The organism is Flavonifractor sp. An112 (assembly GCF_904377885.1).
GTDB lineage: Bacteria > Bacillota > Clostridia > Oscillospirales > Oscillospiraceae > Flavonifractor > Flavonifractor avicola.
The window spans coordinates 26,165-43,910 of record NZ_CAJFGT010000006.1; the positions used below are offsets into that span (position 1 = coordinate 26,165).

17 protein-coding genes are annotated in these 17,746 nt (G+C 63.0%); 13 read left to right on the plus strand and 4 right to left on the minus strand.

The features are described from left to right. Nucleotides 1-2 precede the first annotated feature (2 nt). Both IHN22_RS01730 and IHN22_RS01735 read right to left on the minus strand, forming a co-directional pair. Nucleotides 3-1,007 (minus strand): ATP-binding protein, encoded by a 1,005-nt coding sequence (locus IHN22_RS01730; RefSeq protein WP_191433197.1) that lies wholly within the window; start codon nt 1,005-1,007, stop codon nt 3-5. 3 nt (nt 1,008-1,010) lie between these two features. Then, nucleotides 1,011-2,009 carry a DnaD domain protein gene (locus IHN22_RS01735; RefSeq protein WP_087390344.1) on the minus strand — a complete coding sequence of 333 codons (999 nt, stop codon included), beginning with the start codon at nt 2,007-2,009 and terminating at the stop codon, nt 1,011-1,013. Nucleotides 2,010-2,195: 186 nt separating this feature from the next. On the opposite strand from IHN22_RS01735, the gene IHN22_RS01740 reads away from it, so the two are divergent. The 12 genes from IHN22_RS01740 to IHN22_RS01795 all read left to right on the plus strand — a co-directional run bounded on the left by IHN22_RS01740 (nt 2,196) and on the right by IHN22_RS01795 (nt 15,194). Further along, nucleotides 2,196-2,657: a hypothetical protein gene (locus IHN22_RS01740; protein WP_191433198.1), complete on the plus strand. Its 462-nt coding sequence runs from the start codon at nt 2,196-2,198 to the stop codon at nt 2,655-2,657. A gap of 236 nt (nt 2,658-2,893) precedes the next feature. Further along, nucleotides 2,894-3,667, plus strand: coding sequence for a stalk domain-containing protein (locus IHN22_RS01745; RefSeq protein WP_191433199.1), 774 nt, complete (start codon nt 2,894-2,896; stop codon nt 3,665-3,667). Nucleotides 3,668-3,772: 105 nt separating this feature from the next. After that, on the plus strand, nt 3,773-4,597 hold the full coding sequence (locus IHN22_RS01750; protein WP_191433200.1) for a helix-turn-helix domain-containing protein: 825 nt from the start codon (nt 3,773-3,775) through the stop codon (nt 4,595-4,597). Between the two features lie 141 nt (nt 4,598-4,738). After that, complete coding sequence (locus tag IHN22_RS01755) at nt 4,739-5,053, plus strand: cell division protein ZapA (RefSeq protein WP_087188397.1); 315 nt, start codon at nt 4,739-4,741, stop codon at nt 5,051-5,053. A 43-nt stretch (nt 5,054-5,096) separates the two neighbouring features. Then, nucleotides 5,097-7,181: a U32 family peptidase gene (locus tag IHN22_RS01760; RefSeq protein WP_191433201.1), complete on the plus strand. Its 2,085-nt coding sequence runs from the start codon at nt 5,097-5,099 to the stop codon at nt 7,179-7,181. A 6-nt stretch (nt 7,182-7,187) separates the two neighbouring features. Further along, nucleotides 7,188-7,637: a dUTP diphosphatase gene (dut, locus tag IHN22_RS01765; protein WP_191433202.1), complete on the plus strand. Its 450-nt coding sequence runs from the start codon at nt 7,188-7,190 to the stop codon at nt 7,635-7,637. A gap of 20 nt (nt 7,638-7,657) precedes the next feature. Further along, nucleotides 7,658-8,248, plus strand: coding sequence for a Maf family protein (locus tag IHN22_RS01770; protein WP_191433203.1), 591 nt, complete (start codon nt 7,658-7,660; stop codon nt 8,246-8,248). 18 nt (nt 8,249-8,266) lie between these two features. After that, the gene (gene mreC, locus IHN22_RS01775; RefSeq protein WP_191433204.1) at nt 8,267-9,109 is read left to right on the plus strand and encodes a rod shape-determining protein MreC; all 843 of its coding nucleotides are present in this window, start codon (nt 8,267-8,269) and stop codon (nt 9,107-9,109) included. 23 nt (nt 9,110-9,132) lie between these two features. Continuing rightward, nucleotides 9,133-9,645, plus strand: a complete 513-nt coding sequence (gene mreD, locus IHN22_RS01780; protein WP_087267425.1) for a rod shape-determining protein MreD — start codon at nt 9,133-9,135, stop codon at nt 9,643-9,645. 17 nt (nt 9,646-9,662) lie between these two features. After that, nucleotides 9,663-11,132, plus strand: coding sequence for a DUF6056 family protein (locus IHN22_RS01785; RefSeq protein ID WP_191433205.1), 1,470 nt, complete (start codon nt 9,663-9,665; stop codon nt 11,130-11,132). Between the two features lie 22 nt (nt 11,133-11,154). Continuing rightward, a complete protein-coding gene (locus IHN22_RS01790) occupies nt 11,155-13,332 on the plus strand; it encodes a penicillin-binding transpeptidase domain-containing protein (RefSeq protein WP_191433206.1) in 2,178 nt (725 codons plus the stop codon). Nucleotides 13,333-13,346: 14 nt separating this feature from the next. After that, on the plus strand, nt 13,347-15,194 hold the full coding sequence (locus tag IHN22_RS01795) for a glycoside hydrolase family 13 protein (RefSeq protein WP_191433207.1): 1,848 nt from the start codon (nt 13,347-13,349) through the stop codon (nt 15,192-15,194). Nucleotides 15,195-15,237: 43 nt separating this feature from the next. On the opposite strand, the gene IHN22_RS01800 is transcribed toward IHN22_RS01795, so the two are convergent. Together IHN22_RS01800 and IHN22_RS01805 are read right to left on the minus strand one after the other, a co-directional pair. Next, nucleotides 15,238-16,314: a hypothetical protein gene (locus tag IHN22_RS01800; protein WP_191433208.1), complete on the minus strand. Its 1,077-nt coding sequence runs from the start codon at nt 16,312-16,314 to the stop codon at nt 15,238-15,240. Further along, nucleotides 16,311-16,784: an RNA polymerase sigma factor gene (locus tag IHN22_RS01805; RefSeq protein ID WP_087267410.1), complete on the minus strand. Its 474-nt coding sequence runs from the start codon at nt 16,782-16,784 to the stop codon at nt 16,311-16,313. The genes IHN22_RS01800 and IHN22_RS01805 overlap by 4 nt, the downstream gene beginning before the upstream one ends. A 148-nt stretch (nt 16,785-16,932) precedes the next feature. On the opposite strand from IHN22_RS01805, the gene IHN22_RS01810 reads away from it, so the two are divergent. Then, the gene (locus tag IHN22_RS01810) at nt 16,933-17,733 is read left to right on the plus strand and encodes a 7alpha-hydroxysteroid dehydrogenase (protein WP_191433209.1); all 801 of its coding nucleotides are present in this window, start codon (nt 16,933-16,935) and stop codon (nt 17,731-17,733) included. The last annotated feature ends 13 nt before the right edge of the window (nt 17,734-17,746 follow it).

Sequence of the window (17,746 nt, forward strand, 5' to 3'; positions counted from 1 at the left end):
GTTTATAAATCCCGTTTCTTTTGCAGGCGGATGTCCTCTCCGTAGAAGGGCAGCACCCGGTACTCCCCCTCCAGCCGGGAGGAAATTTGGGGTGTGTAGCGCTGGCGCACCTGGGTCATGGTCAGGTTGGAGGAGATCACCGTCTGTTTTCCCGCCATGAGCCGGGAGTTGACCAGGGTATACAGGGCGGACTGGACGAAGGGGGTGGTGAGCTCGCTGCCCAGATCGTCCAGAATCAGCAGGTCGCAGCCCAGGTAGCGCTTTGTCTCGTCTTTGGCCTCGTCGGCATCCAGCTTGTCCCGGGCAAACTTTTGCTCCTCAAACCGGGCAAACACGTTGACCGCCGTATCGTATACCACGGAGAAGCCGTTTTCCGACACGGTGCGGGCAATGCAGGCGGACAGGAAGGTCTTGCCCAGTCCCGGCGCACCGGAGAGGAACAGGTTGCGCAGCTTGAACCGCCCGAACTTCCGGGCGTAGTTGGAGCACAGGTCGAAGATGAACTCCATGTTCTCCCGGGGCGACATGACCTCCCCCGGCCAGGGCAGAGGGGAGTAGTAATCCATGGAGAAGGTCTCAAAGGACTGCTCCCCCAGATCCAGCAGCTTGGACAGCTCCTTGATCTGCTCCTCACCGCACAGCTTTTTCAGGCAGGTACACATCTGGGCGCCCACCCAGCCGGTATCGTTGCACTTGGGGCAGGCGGGCTGCTCGTCCAGGGCGTCGGCCCCCCAGCCGTTCTGGAGGAGCAGTTGGGTGCGCTCGGCCTGGAGGGACAGGTTGTGGTCCTTGATGACCTGGATGGAGGGACCGGGGTCCCGCCCCTCCCGCAGAGAGGAGGCGATGATCTGGTACACCGTCCCCTTCAGCTCCTTGTCGATCTCCCGGACCCGGGGCAGCTGGGCATAGATCGCCGTCTTGCGGCGGGCAAGCGCCTCCTCCCGCCGGCGGCGGCCCTCCTCCAGCCGCTTGGTGGCCCGGTAGAGCACACTGGCTTCGTATCCCATGGCTTATCCCTCCTTGTCCCGTTCCTTCTCCTGCCGGAGAAATTCCCGCATCCGTTCCAGATCCTCCCGCACACGCCGGTCCACATCGCCGGGGGCGGCGGGGTGGTCCTGCATGGCCGGCCTGCTGCCGGCGGAGGGGGCGCTCTGGGCCGTCCGGGCGGGCTTGTCCCCCGCCTCGATCTCCGCCAGGGTATGTAGGTTCTTCTTGTGCCAGCCCGTCAGGATGCCGTTCATGTAATCCCAGTCCATCTGCTGCTTCTTGTACACCGTCTTTTCGTAGGCCAGCCGCAGCACGTCGTCGGAAAAGCCCATGTCGGTCCAGGCCGCCACCTTCCGCTTCTCCTTCTCCACCAGGGGCCGGGGCTTGAGACCCAGCAGCTGGAGGATGGCTCCCTCCCGGGTGCGGTAGAGGCTCTTGCGTTTCAGGTGGGCGTCGGCGGCCTGGGCGGTGTCCACCCCCAGCCGCTTCCAGGCAAAGCCCTCCTTCAGCACCTGGGACATCCGGGGCTTCTGGCCTACGCCGTATTTCCGTTCAAACTCCTCCACGCACCAGCTCACCAGCAGGCAGATCACCTCGGCGGGGAGAGCCAGGTAGTCATACAGGGTATACAGGCTCTTCAGATCGGCGGTGGACAGCACTTTGCCCAGCCGCCGCTGGACCTCGTTCACCAGACCGGGGAAGGTAGAGGTGGTGTCCTCGATCTCCCGGGTGATGTCGGCGGCGGTGTAGTCCGGCGGACCCTGGGGGGCGGGGATGGGGGGGGCCTCGGCCTGGGTCTTGCCGTCGGACAGGCCCAGATTCACCAGGGCGGCGGAGGCCTCCTCCAGCCGCTGGCCGTCCCATTTGAGCCCCTTCCGGGCCTGAGCGGGGTCCAGCACCCCACCGTGGCGGAGTAGCCACAGGTAGAGCAGAGCGGCGTCCCCATTGCCGCAGGCGGTGAGCCGGTCGGCGGCCCGGGCGTCCATGGATATGATATTGCCCGGCAGCAGCAGCTCCGGCATAGGGCATCCCTCTTTCCCTCGTGATCTCGTACTTGTTATCATACCACATTCCGGGGGTTGGGCACAATCCCGCAGTAAACATTTCCGGAGATGTGTTTTTCTTGGGAATCGATTGCATTCCAAAGGAAAAATGGTACAATGATTGTGAAGAGATCCACCTGCAAGCCTGGGAAAGGGGGCCTTGCCATGACCCGGCGGAGTTACCTCTGGCTGCTGTGTGCCGTCAGCCTGCTGCTCACCCTGCGAAGCGTTTACCAGATCGGGAAAACCCTGTGGGTAGGCGGGGCGGCTGGCCTGCTCCCCAACGCCATCCTGCTGGCCTGCCTGATTGCTGTGGACGGCTATCTGCTGTGGAGCGCCCTCCGTGCCGCTCCGACGGTGGAGGCCCCGCCCTCCCCGGGACAAAAAGCCCCCCTCTGCCGGGTGGGCTGGACCTGCCTTCGGATTCTGGCCGCGGCGGGACTGTTGGTCCTCTTCCTGAAAGATCTGCTGCCCCTCTGGTCCGTGTTTCTCCTGCTGGGTGTGGTAATCCTGCTGATGGCACTCATCGCCTGGCGGTTCTGCCGCTGCTCTCGCTGCGGCGGACGGCTGCGGGAGCGGGACGTGGGCGCGGAGGGCATCTGCCCCCATTGCGGGGCCCGGTTATAATTGCACTTTCAAGCCCATGGGCGGAATCCGTGGATTCCGTCCATGGGCTTTTTGTTTGTCTTTCCCCGGCAAACAGCCTGTGTTCCCTTGAAAAGTCATACAAAATACGGGGGCAACGGAGCGTTGCCCCCCTACAGCAACGGGAAAATGGTTTACAAGCAACAGGTCCTGGGCTACGCTGTTGAGGCGGTGAAAGAATCCGAAAGGGCTGATTACAAAACATAGGAGGGAACTGCATGAAAAAGAACCGTTCTGTTATTCCGTTTTTGGGCGGCGTCCTGGCCACGATCCTGACGGCTGGCTGCCTTACCACCGCCTTGGCCGCCTCCGGTCTGGTCTCCTTCAATCCGGTAAATCTGGACCTCAACGGGCGCACCATCTTTGCTTCCGGGGACACACTGAAAACCGAGGGCGGCCAGGAAATTCCGTCCAGCATCGTCTACACCGACCAGGCGGGCGGCGGCACTACCTATCTGCCCCTGCGGACCATCGCCAACCTGCTGGACGTACCCATCACCTGGGACGGGACCGAAACGACCGTCGTGCTGGGCCGGGGCGATGGGGGCGGCATTACGGTGGAACCGGGTACCGGGGCGTCCGCATGGGATTCCCTTCCGCTGCATCAGGCGGGAAAGACCGCAGGGCCCTTTGCCGAGGTCCAGCCCGACGCCCGGAAAGGCGGCATCATGCTGCTGGAGGAGACACAGTTCCGCTCGGGCAGCAATTTTAGCCGGGACATCCCCTTTGTGGGCGCCAATGGCCGCTATGTCAGCATCACCGTAACCAACAACAGCACCCACCCTCTGCTGTTCCAGGCCGGGCACCTGTATGCCACGGGGCGGGATATGCTCGCCACCCAGATCCCCGCCGGGGCCACCGTCACCCGCACCTTTGAGGCGCTGGAGAGCGGTGCAGCCATTCAGCCCCGCTTTGGCGTAGACATCTCCACCGGCAGCGGAGAGGGCGGAACGGTGGATATTCAGATTTCCGCGGTACAGTTCAACGGGTAACGCCCCGAATCTTACCAGATTCAGGCGGGTTGCGGAATGGGGAAAAGAACAGTAGAATGAGAGGTACTAACTCCTGCATACGCTGCGCTGTTGAGGTGAAAAAACATGGATTTGACAGAAAGACTGGCCCAGGCCCGGAAGGCCCGGGGGCTTTCCCAAGCCGAGGCGGCGGAGCGGATGAACGTATCCCGGCAGGCCATCTCCCGGTGGGAGACCGGAACGGGGATGCCCACCCTGGATAACCTGATCCAGATGGGCAAGCTGTACCAGGTATCTCTGGATGAGCTGGTATACGGCGCGGGAGGAGCGGAGGTCCCGGAAGAGATTCCGGAACCGGCGGCATTGACGGAAGAGCCGGAGCCGGTACAGGCCCACAAAGGCCGAAGGCACCTTTTGCCGGTGGTGTTGGGGCTTGTGGCCGTGGGGGTCCTGGCCCTGGGGATTTGGGGCAGCGGCCTGATGAACAGCAGCAAGAGCAAACAGAGCGGCTCGGTCATCGTGGTGGGCGGAATGGAGCAGGATTGGGACAAGCTGCCGCTGGACCGGGCGGGGGAGCAGGTAGGCCCCTTCGGCGAGGTGGAGCCTGTGGAGCAGGAAATGGGCATCCATGTGCTGGAGGATACCGAATACCGCTCGGGCAGCGATTTTGAACGAGATATCTCCTTTATAGGCACCAATGGCCGCTATCTCAGCGTCACCGTCACCAACAACGGTACCCAGCCCCTGCTGTTCCAGGCCGGTTACCTGCAAGAAAACGGGCGGGATATGCTGGAAACTCAGATTCCCGCCGGAGCCACCGTCACCCGTACCTTTGAGGCGCTGGAGAGCGACGGCGATAACCAGCCCCGCTTCGGCGTGGACATCTCCCCCGCCAGCGGCGCGGGCGGTACAGTGGACATCCAGATCTCTGCGGTGCAGTTCAAAGGATAAAGGGCTAAGGCCCGTGGGCGGAATGAATCATTCCGCCCACGGGCCTTTTGCGCGCCCTCGAAAATTCACGAAGAATTTGTTTTTCTTCCAGGGCTGGATGTGATATAATACTGTAAATTATTATGGTCAGGAGGGGTTTGCATGAAAAACCGCGTCGCCGTTACCATCGCCGGGCAGGAGTACACCCTGGTGGGCACCGAGGACGCCGGCTATACCGAGAAGGTGGCAGCCCACGTGGACGAAAAGGTGCGGGAGGTCATGGAGGGCGCCCGCGTCTCTCTGGTGGACGGTGCCGTCCTGGCGGCGGTGAACATTGCCGACGAATATTTTAAAGAGGTGGAGGCGGCAGAGAATCTGCGCCGCCAGCTGAAGGAATATCTGGAGGAAGCCACCAAGCTGAAGATGGAGCTCTCCGAGGCCAAGCGGGAGATCTTCAAGCTGCAGAATAAGAAGTAAGGAAACGGGGGGCGTTCTGCCCCCCTGCTCCGGGAGGGATCGTATGTTGGAACTGCTCGCCCCCGCCGGGTCCATGGAGGCCGTGGCGGCGGCTGTACAGAACGGCGCGGACGCCGTCTATTTGGGATACGGAGATTTTAATGCCCGCCGCAACGCGAAGAATTTCTCCCGGGAGGAATTTGCGGCGGCGGTTTCTTATTGCCATGTGCGGGGAACCAAGGTGTATCTGACCCTGAACACCCTGCTCACCGACCGGGAGCTGCCTCAGGCCGCCGACTTTGCCGTGGAGGCCAGCACCCTGGGGGCCGACGCGGTGCTGGTGCAGGATATGGGCGTACTGCGGATGGTGCGCCAGGTGGCCCCCGATCTGCCCATCCACGCCTCCACCCAGATGACCGTCCACAATCTGGACGGCGTCAAAATGGTGGCCGATCTGGGCATGACCCGTGCGGTGCTCTCCCGGGAGCTGTCCCGGGACCAGATCGAATATATCTGCCAGCACTCTCCCATTGAGATCGAGGTATTTGCCCACGGCGCGCTGTGTATGTGCTACTCGGGCCAGTGCTTCCTCTCCTCCGTCATCGGGGGCCGTTCCGGCAACCGGGGCCTGTGCGCCCAGCCCTGCCGGCTGAAATACGGTTGGGAGGGCAAGGCAGACTCCTACCCCCTGTCCCTGAAGGATCTGTCTCTGGCGGGTTACCTGCGCCAGCTGCGGAAAATGGGGGTAAAATGCGTCAAGCTGGAGGGCCGGATGAAGCGGCCTGAGTATGTGGCGGTGGTCACCGGCATCTTCTCCCGGGCCATCCATGAGGACCGGGAGCCCACCCCCCAGGAGATGGAGCAGCTTCAGGCCGCCTTCTCCCGTCAGGGCTTCACCCAGGGCTACTACCTGGACCAGCAGGGGAGCCATATGTTTGGCGTGCGGGAGGAGACCAAGGAGCCCAAGGAGCTCTTCGCCGCCGCCCGTAACACCTACCAGAGCGGCGAGGCCCAGCGGGTGCCCGTCACCTTCTACGCCATGCTCCGCCCCGGCGAGCCCGCCCATGTGGGCGTGAAGGACCCCGAGGGCCGGGTATCCACGGTGGAGGGGCCGGTGCCCGAAGAGGCCCGCACCCGTCCCCTGACGGCCGACGCGGTGGAGAAGCAGCTTGCCCGCACCGGTGGTACCCCCTATCGGGCGGAGCGGATGCGGGTGCTGGTGGAGGACGGTCTGTCCCTCCCCCTGTCCACCCTCAATGCCCTGCGGCGGGATGCCCTGGACGGTCTCACAAAGCAGCGGGAACAGCTGCCCCAGCGCCGCACCGGCGAATACCACCCCGGCGCCCGGTATGAGAACCGGCGGGAGGCCCCCGCTCTCACCATTTCGGTGCGCTCCGCGGATCAGGTCACCCAGGAGCTGCTGGACCTGGGCCCCGCCATGGTGTATATCCCCCTGGAGGAACTGGCCGCCCATCCGGAGAAAGCCAACGCCCCGGCGGGCACCTCTATCGGGGTAATCCTGCCCCGCATTGCCTGGGACCGGGAGTTCCCCCAGATGGTGGAGAATCTGAAGAAGGTGAAGGACCTGGGGGTGACCGACGCCCTGGTGGGCAACCTGGGCATGATTCAGGTGGCCAAGGAACTGGGCTTCACCCTGCGGGGCGATTTCGGTCTGGAGGTCTATAACGCTCAGGCTGTGAAAGAATATAAACGTCTGGGCTTCTCCTCCCTCACCCTGTCCTTTGAGCTGAAGTTCCCCCAGATCCGGGATATTTCCAAGAGCCTGGACACCGAGCTCATCACCTACGGCCGGCTGCCCCTGATGATCATGGAGAACTGCATCATTCAAAACCGTACCGGCGGCTGCAAACAGGGCTGCCAGGGCACCAACATTCTGACCGACCGGAAGGGCGCCAAGTTCCCGGTGGTGAAGGCCCCCGGCTGCCGCAACGAGCTGCTCAACTCCCAGAAGCTCTTCCTGGCGGACAAGGCCGCCGACTACCGCCGCATCGGCCTTTGGGCCCAGCGGCTGCTGTTCACCACCGAAACCCCCGACGAGTGCGTCCAGGTGACCCGGCGCTATCTGGAGCAGGGCAGCTGGAGCCCCAACGAGTATACCCGTGGTCTTTATTATCGAGATGTGGAGTAACCATAGATGAAGCTGAAAGTCAAAGCGGTATCCCCCAAGATCGGCCGGGACCTGCCCTGGCCCAGCCGGGCCACCGCCGGCTCCGCCGGTATGGACCTGTCCGCCTGCATCGAGGAAGATATCATTATCGCACCCCGGCAGCTGGTGAAGATCCCCACCGGCATTGCCATCGCCCTGCCGGGGCCGGAGTATGTGGCTCTGGTGTTCGCCCGCTCGGGGCTGGGCATCAAGCACGGCATCTCCCTGTCCAACGGGGTGGGTGTCATTGACAGCGACTACCGGGGTGAGATCATGGTGGGGCTCACCAATCTGTCTGAGGAGCCCTACACCATCCACCCCGGCGACCGGATCGCCCAGCTGGTGGTGACCCCGGTGGTACTGCCCCAGCTGGAGCTGATGGCCGAGCTGGATGAGACCGACCGGGGGACCGGCGGCTTTGGGTCCACCGGGCAATAATGGAAAGGAACGAAAATCGCATGGATATCATTCTGGCCTCCAAAAGCCCCCGGAGACGGGCGCTGCTGGAGCAGATGGGGGTGCGGGATTTCCGCATCGTCACCCCCGACATTGACGAGCATATGGACCGGGACCTGCCTCCGGCGGAGCTGGTGCGGCAGATCTCCCTGGAAAAGGCCCAGGCGGTGGCCGCCCAGGCCGACCCCAACACGGTGGTCATTGCCGCCGACACGGTAGTGGCCCTGGACGGGGTAGCGCTGGGCAAGCCTGCCGACAAAGAGGAGGCCTTCCGGATGCTCTCCCTGCTGTCGGACAACCGGCACCAGGTATACACCGGCCTCACCGTACTGCGGGGAGAGCAGGTGTTCAGCCAGTGGGAGGAAACCGCCGTCACCTTCCGCTCCCTGACCGCTGAGGAGATCGAGGCCTATATCGCCACCGGCGAGCCCATGGACAAGGCGGGGGCCTACGGCATCCAGGGCTACGGGGCCCTGTTCATTGAGGGCATCAGCGGCGACTATTATAATGTGATGGGTCTGCCGGTGTGTCGTCTGGGTCAGATCCTGGGACAGCTGGGCATGGACTGTATGGCCCTGGCCGCAGCACGGTAAGAAAGGCTGGATGCAGGCGTGAAGGACTTTTTCCGGCGTAACGGACTTTTGATATTGATCGCCGCCATCCTGCTGGCACTGGTGACGACGGTGGTCTCCATGCTGCTGGGTGGCAAGGCCAACCCGGTGGCCAACTTTGTCAATTTCATCATCACCCCGGTCCGCAACGGCATCAGCGCCGTCACCAACTGGGCGGAGGAGCGCTATTCCGACGCCTTTGAGCTGGAGCAGATGAAGACCGAGCTGGCGGATCTGAAGAAGGAGAACGCCGAACTGCAGGCCAAGATCCGGGAGGCGGAGGCCGCCATCCAGGAGAACGAGCGGCTGTACAACCTGCTGGAGCTCACCCCCAAGGGTAAAGAGTTCACCAAGGAGGCCGCCATGGTCACCGCCCGCTCCACCTCCAACTGGGAGTCCACCCTCACCCTGAGTAAAGGTTCTGCTCAGGGGATCGAAGTGGACGATTGCGTGGTGGACGAATACTGGAATCTGGTGGGTATCGTGGCCGAGGTGGGCGAGAACTGGTGTACCGTCCGCACCCTCATTGACGCCAACACCGAGATGGGCGGTCAGCTGGTCCGTACCGGCGGCGCCGCCATTCTGGAGGGCGACCTGGCCCTCATGGGCGAGGGCAAGCTGAAGCTGACCTACCTGCCGGAGAACAGCCAGCTCATGTCCGGCGACCTGGTGACCACCTCGGGCCGGGGCGGCGTCTATCCTTCCGGGCTGGTGGCCGGCCATGTGGAGGAGGTACGCACTGACGCCTCCGGTATGACCGACTATGCCGTCATCGTCCCCGAGACTGACCTGGGCAACCTCCAGCAGGTCTTTGTCATCAAGGACTTTACCATTGTGGAGTAGACCCTGAAGGAGGAACGTACCCTGTGACCAGACAGGATTTTTTCATCAAGTGGGGCGTATATGCCCTTGCCCTGCTGCCGGTGTGGTTTTGTGAGGTCTATATCCTCAACCGCTTTCCCCTGTTTGGGGTGGCCCCCATGCTGCTGCCTCTGGCCGCCATCGCAGTGGCGGTACTGGAGGGCACCGTGGCCGGTGCCGGGTTTGGCCTGGGCGTGGGCATTCTGTGCGACGCGGTCTATTTCAACCCCGACGGCGCCATGACTCTGGGCCTGTGTCTGCTGGGCTTCGGCGCCGGGGCGCTGGCCCAGTATGTGCTGCGGCAGAACCTGCTGGGCTGTCTGCTGTGCTCCCTGCTGGCCCTGGTGTGTATCGACGCTGTGCGCATCCTCTCCCGGCTGCTGGCGGGCACAGCCACGCTGCCCGCCATGCTGTCCCTGGCCGGGCGGGAGATCGCCTGGTCCATGGTATTTGTATTTCCGGTATACGCTCTCTTCCTGTGGGTGTTTCACCGGGTCCCCAAGAAAACCGTTCTATAGGGAAAGAGAGAATAACGATGCAAGGTATCCATTCGGCCTGGAAAAAATACGGGCCCTGGCTGCTGCTGGCTCTGCTGGCGATCAGCCTGATCCCCATCCTGCTGCTGGGCCGGTACGACTGGCCCTCTGCCGACGACTACAGCTACGCCCTTTTGTCTCATGAGTCTTTGCTCAAGGGAGAATTTCCTCTGGTGGGCAGCTGGAAGTATATTTTAAACTGCTACAAGGGGTGGCAGGGCACCTTCTCCGCCATTGGCATGATGACCCTCACCCCCCTCACCTTCTCCCCCTTCCTCTACTGGCTCACCCCGGTGGTTATGCTGGCCTCCCTGTGCATCGGCACCTTTAAGCTGGCCCATACCCTGGTGTGCCGGGCTCTGGGGGGGACCTGGCGGCAGGTCATTTTCCTGGCCGTTCCCATTCTGCTGCTGTCCATCCAGTTTGTAGAGTCCCCCAAGGACACCTTCTACTGGTGGAACGGCGCGGTATATTACACCTTTACCTACGGCATCTTTTTGCTGCTGATTGAGCGGCTGGTGGCCCTCAAGCTGGCCTCCACCCGGCGGCAGACCCTGTGGGCGGTGATTCCCGGCGTACTGGCCGCCCTGATGGTGGGCGGAAGCAACTATGTCTCCGCGCTGCTGGGCACCCTGCTGTGCGGACTGTTCCTGCTGTGGTTTCTGTGGAAGGACCGGAAAAAGTTCCTTCCCGCCCTGATTCCCACGGCGGTGCTGGTGGTTGGTTTCCTGATCAGCGTGGTCGCCCCCGGCAACCAGGTACGGCAGGCCACCGTGGCGCCCCCCATCGGGGCGGTGGACGCGGTGTGCCGCTCCATTGAACAGGCATGGGCCGATGTGCTGGAGTGGTTCAGCTGGCCCATTCTGCTGGTATTCCTGCTGATGATCCCCCTGCTGTGGGCCCTCACCGGCAAGGTGAAGTTCACCTTCCCCCTGCCTGTGGTCTTTTCGGTCTTTACCTTTCTCCTCTTTGCCGCCCAGAACGCCCCCCACTTCTATGCCCTGGGGGAGGCAGGACCGGAGCGGCTGCGGAGCATCGTGTTTTATTCCTTCTTCTGGCTGGTGACCGCCAACCTGTGGTACTGGCTGGGCTGGATTCGCCGGGCAGTGCTGCCCCGGCTGGCCGGTGGGGAGAAGGTGCTGCGCCGGGCCTGGGTGGCCGTGCCGGTGCTGCTGGCCCTGCTGGCTTTCACCACTGTTTACTACCACTACTACGACATGAGCACCGCCGGCCGGACCGCCGCCGCCCTGGCCGACGGCTCGGCAGAATACTACTGGCAGCAGCAGGTGGACCGCCTGCCTCTGCTGGAGGACCCCACCGTTACCGATGTGGTACTGAAGCCGTTGGACGTGCCGGCCAACCTGAATGAGCTGCTCTTCAACGGCGACCTGAAGGAAGACCCCGCCATCTGGGTCAACCGGGCGGCAGCCAACTTCTACCACAAAACGACCGTTTGCATTCGCCCCTGACCCCGGAAGGAGACCTGAACTCGTGGAAGGCAAGCAATTCAACATCCGTACCCTGATTATTTCCATCCTTCTGGCATTGCTGTTGATTGGCTTTGTCATGGTCCTTTACAATCTGCAAATCGTTAAGGGCGATGAATACCGGGCCGCTTCCACGGTAAAGATCGCCAACACGGTGACAGTGGAGGCCGCCCGGGGAGAGATCCTGGATCGGTACGGCCGCTCTCTGGTGGGCAACCGTGCCACCTATGAGATCACCCTCAACTCCTCCCTCATGGGGGCGGAGGCGGAGCGCAACGCCAATTTGATGGAGCTGATCACCATCTGCCGGGAAAATGGTCTGGAATGGACCGATACCCTGCCCATCTCCAAGGACGCCCCCTTCACCTATACAGATGAAAATGCCCTGGTGTATACCAACAGCGAGGGGAAAGTCAAATTCAGCTACCTGGGATCTCTGCTGAACGCCCTGCCCCTGGGCACTGATATTCTTCCCAACCGCTGGGACAGCGACGACCTGGCCGCCGCCTCCAGCGTGGCTGACCTGGGAGAGGGCCCCACGGCGGAAGAGGTCATCGACGGCCTGCGGCAGTACTTCCTTATTGACGAGTCTCTCTCCGACGCCGACGCCCGTGCCCTCATCGGCGTGCTGTACGAGCTCAATCTCCGCAGCCAGAACGTGAAGCAGACCGAGTATATCTTCGCCCAGGATGTGGATATCGACGTGATCTCCGCCGTGAAGGAACGGAATCTAACCGGCGTGAATATCTCCGCCACCACTGTCCGGCAGTATAACACCACCAGCGCCGCCCATCTTCTGGGCCGGGTGGGCGCTATTCAGTCGGAAAACTGGGAGACTTATAAGGCCCAGGATTACAATATGAATGACTCTGTGGGTATCGACGGTATGGAAGCCGCCTTTGAGTCCTACCTGCGGGGCAAGTCTGGCACCCTGATCCAAGAGATGAACACCAGCGGCAAGGTGGTCAGCGAGAGCTGGATGGTAGACGATGAGACCGGCGAGGCTATGGAGCCCGAGCCGGGCAACCACGTCATGACCACCCTGGACCTGCGGCTCCAGGAGAAGGTGGAGGAGGTGCTGGCCAACACCATCGAGAGTCTGGCCGACACCAAGGAGAAGGGCGCCATCATCGTGCAGAGCGTCAACGACGGCGGCATTCTGGCCATGGCCTCCTACCCCACCTACGACCTGTCCACCGTATACAGCAGCACCGAGGCCTATAAAGCGGTGTCCGACGATCCCCGCAACCCCTTTGTCAACCGGGCCACCAGCGAGATCTACTATCCCGGTTCCACCTTCAAACCTCTGGTGGCCATTGCCGCCCTGGAGGAGGGGCTGGTGACCCCCACCGAGGAAATCCAGGATACCGGTGCGCTCCAGCTGCCCGAGGAGGAGCACTATCCCTACGGCGACTACCATCCCCAGTGCTGGATCTACCGTCAATACCGGGGCACCCACGGCTGGGAAAATATGGCCGACGCCCTGCGGGACTCCTGCAACATCTATTTCTACACCCTGGGCCACCGGCTGGGCATTGATAAGATCGACGAGTACGCCGCCATGTTCGGCCTGGGCCAGAAAACCGGCCTGGAACTGAGCGAGGCGGAAGGCTATGTAGCCGGCCCGGAAACCAGCGCTATGCTGGGCCAGGAGTGGTACGGCGGCAACCTGCTGTCCGCCGCCATCGGTCAGGACAACACCAAGATCACCATGCTTCAGCTGTCCAACTACATTGCCACCCTGGTCAACGGCGGCAACCGCTACCAGACCCACCTGCTCAAGACGGTGAAATCCAGCGACTTCTCCGAGACGGTGTATGAGTATGAGGCTCAGCCTGTGGAAACCCTGGACCTGGACCCCGCCTATGTGGAGGCGGTGAAGAAGGGTATGTGGGAGGTGGCCAACGACGAGGAGAGCACCGTGGACCAGTACCTGAGCAATCTGGCGGTGGAAGTGGGCGCCAAGACCGGTTCCGCCCAGGTGTCCGCCGATGAAAACGCCAACGCCGTGTTCGTCCTCTTCGCCCCCTATGACGATCCGGAGATCGTCATCTCCATGGTGGTGGAGGGCGGCGCCTCCGGTGCCAACCTGGCCAGCGCCGCCGGTGAGATCGTGAACTATTACTTCGGCAGCGAGCATACCATGGAATCCATTGGGACAGAAAATACCTTGATCCGCTGAAGGGAGTCTTTTCTTTGCTGGATGCAATGACCTTTGACAGCCGGGACAGCCGGTATAAACAGCCCTATGGCGCGGTGCCCTCGGGCACTCAGGTATCCCTCACCCTGCGCCCCCTCCGGACGGAGGGCTTCTCCCAGGCGGTGCTCATCGCCTACTTTGAGTCCTCTCAGGAGCGGCGGCTGGAGCTGCCCATGGCCTGGGACGGCATTGACGGGGACCGGGACGTGCTCAAGGTCATCCTGGACACCGGGGACCATGTGGGGCTGATCTGGTACTCCTTCCGTCTGGAAGGGCTGGACGGCCGCCAGGAGGAGCTGGGCCCCTATCAGCTGACGGTGTACGACGGCACCGACCAGGTGCCCGGCTGGTTTGGGGAGGGGGTCACCTACCAGATCTTCCCCGACCGGTTCCGCCGCACCAGAGTGCCCGATCCCACCGGAATGCCCGGGGGCCGCACCGTCCACACCAGCTGGCGGGAGGAGCCGGAGTACCGGCCCGACCAGAACGGCGAGGTCCGCAACCGGGACTTCTTCGGAGGCGACCTGAAGGGCGTTATGGAAAAGCTCCCCTACCTCCACGACCTGGGGGTGGAGACCATCTACTTCTGCCCCATCTTTGAAGCGCCGGAAAACCACCGCTACGGCACCGGCGACTATGAGAAAATCGACCCCATGCTGGGCACCGAGGAGGACTTCAAGGCCCTGTGCGGCGCCGCCCACAAGCTGGGCATGAAGATCATGCTGGACGGTGTGTTCAACCACCAGGGCTATGTGAGCCGCTATTTTAACGGGGACGGCTCCTATCCGGAAAACGGAGCCTGCCAGTCCCAGGACAGTCCCTACTACAAGTGGTACCATTTCTCCCATTGGCCCGACCAGTACGACTCCTGGTGGGGGATCTACTCCCTGCCCGCCGTCAACGAGGGGGAGCCCTCCTACCGGGACTATATCTTTGGGGATGAAAACAGCATCGTCCGCCGCTGGCTGCGGGCGGGGGCGGACGCATGGCGGCTGGATGTGGCCGACGAGCTGCCCGACGACTTTGTCCACGGCATCCACCAGGCCGCCCGGGAAACCAACCCTGAGGCGGTGGTCATCGGCGAGGTGTGGGAGGACGGCTCCACCAAGATCGCCTACGGCGTCCGCCGCAAGCACATCCTGGGGGGCCACTGCGACGGCCTGATGAACTACCCCTTCCGCAACAGCCTGCTGGGCTATTTGATGGGCGGGGACGCCGTCCACTTCAAGAACACCATGGAGGCTATCCGGGAGAACTATCCCCCCTTTGCCTTCCACTCCGCCATGAACTTTCTGGGCACCCATGACACCCCCCGCATCCTCACCCTGCTGGGTTACGGCGGGGACGGCCAGGACCACGACAAGGACTGGCGTTCCTCCTATTTCCTTACCCCGGAGCAATATCTGCTGGGCCGGTCCAAGCTGATGCTGGGGGCTCTGGTGCTCTTCGCCTTCCCCGGCTCCCCCATGATCTATTACGGGGACGAAGCGGGCATTGAAGGCTTTGAGGACCCCTTCAACCGCCGGACCTACCGCTGGGAGATGGCGGACGACGTGCTCCGCCGCTGGTACGCCAGCCTGGGCAAGGCCCGGAGGGAGCTGCCTGCCCTGCGCCGGGGGAGCATCCGCTGGTGGAAGGCGGAGGGCAAGCTGCTCTCCTTCCTGCGGGAGGGGGAGGGTCAGCCGGTGCTCACCGCCGTCAACATCGGCAAAGCTCCTGAGCTCATCACTCTGCCCTGGGCCGCCAAAGACTGGATGACCGGCATGGAGCTGCCCGCCGGGCAGGTGGCTCTGCCTCCCATGACCGGCTGGCTGCTCACCCCCTACCGGCCGGGGAACCGATAAAATCAAAAACGGGCCTGCTGCGCTTGCAGCAGGCCCGTTTGGTTTATGTTAAATCAATGACCCAGTTCAGGTCCCCATAGACCACGTCATCCTGGGTTCGGACGATGCCTCCTCCCGGACCGTCCCACCAGATATCATGCTCATAGACCAGCCTGATCGCCCCGATCTCCACCGCCACAATGGGTTCCTCCACCCAGTCGGGGGCAGAGGCCAGCTGGACGTTCACATGGCCGGAAGTGAAACTGCGGAAGCCCTCTCCCGCGTCGGGGTAACGCTCCCCGGAGGCCCCGATAAAGGTGACCTGATGGTGGAAGAGAGCAGCCCCCGTCAGCAGCAGGCCGTCGTCGTTCTCCTCCTGGTGGGCGTATACCGACAGCTGCCGTCCATCCTGGCTGACCAGGGCAGTAACCGTGCCCTCCTCAAAGGTCCGGCTGTCCGTGTGGGCAGCCAGGGTCTCCGCCGAGGTGAGTTCCAGCAATCCGGTGCGGGACCCGCCCGCCTCCAGATCCAGCAGCTCATAGGTCACCTCCCGGGGTGTTCCCTCCGGCACCCGATAGAGGAAGGCCATATGGACCCGGGACTGGTAACCATCCTCCCGCCAGGCCACCTCCGGCCCACAGTCCAGGCCAGAGAGGGACACCCACGCCTGGCCCTGGGGAGCAAAGCCGTTGTAGGGCAGCCACTCCGAGTAGACCAGACACCCCTGTTCCAGGGGGGTGTCCCCGGCGTAGACCTGGAGCTTCCGGGTGGCCAGCTGATGCTCTTCCAACTCCGGGCTCACCAGGTAGAGTTCCAGCAGCAGCCACTCCCCCTGGCTCACCCCGTCCAGCTGGCACAGCCAATCCCCCTCAGTCCACTGATCGGCCTCCTCCACCACCATGACGGGGGTCTCCGACGCCCCGGTACCGGCAAAGAACCGTATAATCTTCTGGACCCCCGCCGCCAGAGCCTGGTAGTTGCCCACCCCCAGCACCAGGGCCAGGCACACCAGGACCGCCGCCAGCCGTTTGGCGGGGATGCCCTTCCGCCGGGGCCGTTCCGCCGCCGCCAGGGTATCCTCCACCAGATCCCGGCCGGGGGACGTCCGGTCAAACAGCGCCCGATAGTTCTCTTCCGTCATAGCTCTTCCGCTCCTTTCCATGCGTCGTGCAGCAAGGCCCTGCCTCGGGCCAGCTGACTGCGGACGGTGTTGGGACTGCGGCCCAGGATGGCCGCAATCTCCCCGGTGGCGTAGCCCTCGTAGTAGTAGAGGTGGAGCACCGCCCGGTACTTCTCCGGCAGGCCCTCTATCAGCTGGAGCAGCTCCCCCTCCTCCTCCGTCCGGGCGGGGATGGTCTCAGACAGGGCCGTGGTATGCCGCCTCCAGAAGGAGGTGTGGAATTTCTTACAGCAGTTCACTGTCACCCGCAGCAGCCAGGCCTTCCGGTGCTCCTCCTCCCGAAAGTCCGGTGCGGAACGGAGATAGCGGAGAAAGACCTCCTGAAATACATCGTCGGCGTCGTGGCCGCTGTGGGTCTGGGCCAGCGCCAGGCGGTACACCATGTTCCCGTAGGTCTCCACCACCTGCCGCAGACCGGTTTCTTCCGCCATTGCCCTCCCCCCTTTCGCCCCTAACATCCCTGAGGGGGCGGTTTTGTTGCATCCGTTCCAAAAAATAATGCTTGCACCCAAAGGCGGATAGTGCTATTATCATAGTATCTTAATCATACCATATGGTTCAAAAAGGAGAATTACCATCATGAAAGAACTGGAACAAAAGGTCGCGCTGGTCTCGTCCTCCACCCGGGGCATCGGCCTGGCCTGCGCCAAGGCTCTGGCCGCCCAGGGCGCTGCTGTCTATCTGGGCGTGCGCCGTATGGACGCCGGTCAGCAGATCGCCGACGAGATCATCGCCGCCGGCGGGCAGGCCGGGGTGGTCTACTTTGACGCCGCCAACGAGGAGAGTTACTCCGGTATGGTGGAAGAGGTGGCCAAGAAGGAGGGCCGGCTGGATATTCTGGTCAACAACTTCGGCGCCACCGACGTCAAGACCGACCTGGACGTGGTAACCGGCGATACCGACGACTTCTTCCGCATCGTCAACACCAACCTGAAGAGCGTGTACCTGCCCAGCAAGGCGGCGGTGCCCGTCATGGCCAAGAACGGCGGCGGCTCCATCATCAACATCGGCTCGGTGGGCGGCCTCTATCCCGACCTGAGCCGCACCGCCTACGGCGTCAGCAAGGCGGCCATCCACTTCCTCACCAAGGACATCGCCGTGCAGTACGCCCGGCAGGGGGTGCGGTGCAACGCGGTGCTTCCCGGCTTCACCGCCACCGACGCGGCCCTGAACAATATGTCTCAGGCCTTCCTGGACCTGTTCCTGAAAAACGTCCCCCTCAACCGTCCCGGCCGTCCCGAGGACATTGCCGACGCCGTGGCCTTCCTGGCCAGCGATCGGGCCGCCTTCATCACCGGTGAGATCCTGCCTGTGGCCGGCGGCTTCGGCCTGCCCACCCCGCTGTACAGCTCCTATATGGGCGACGGCGCCAAAGGCTGATTCCAGCTTCCCA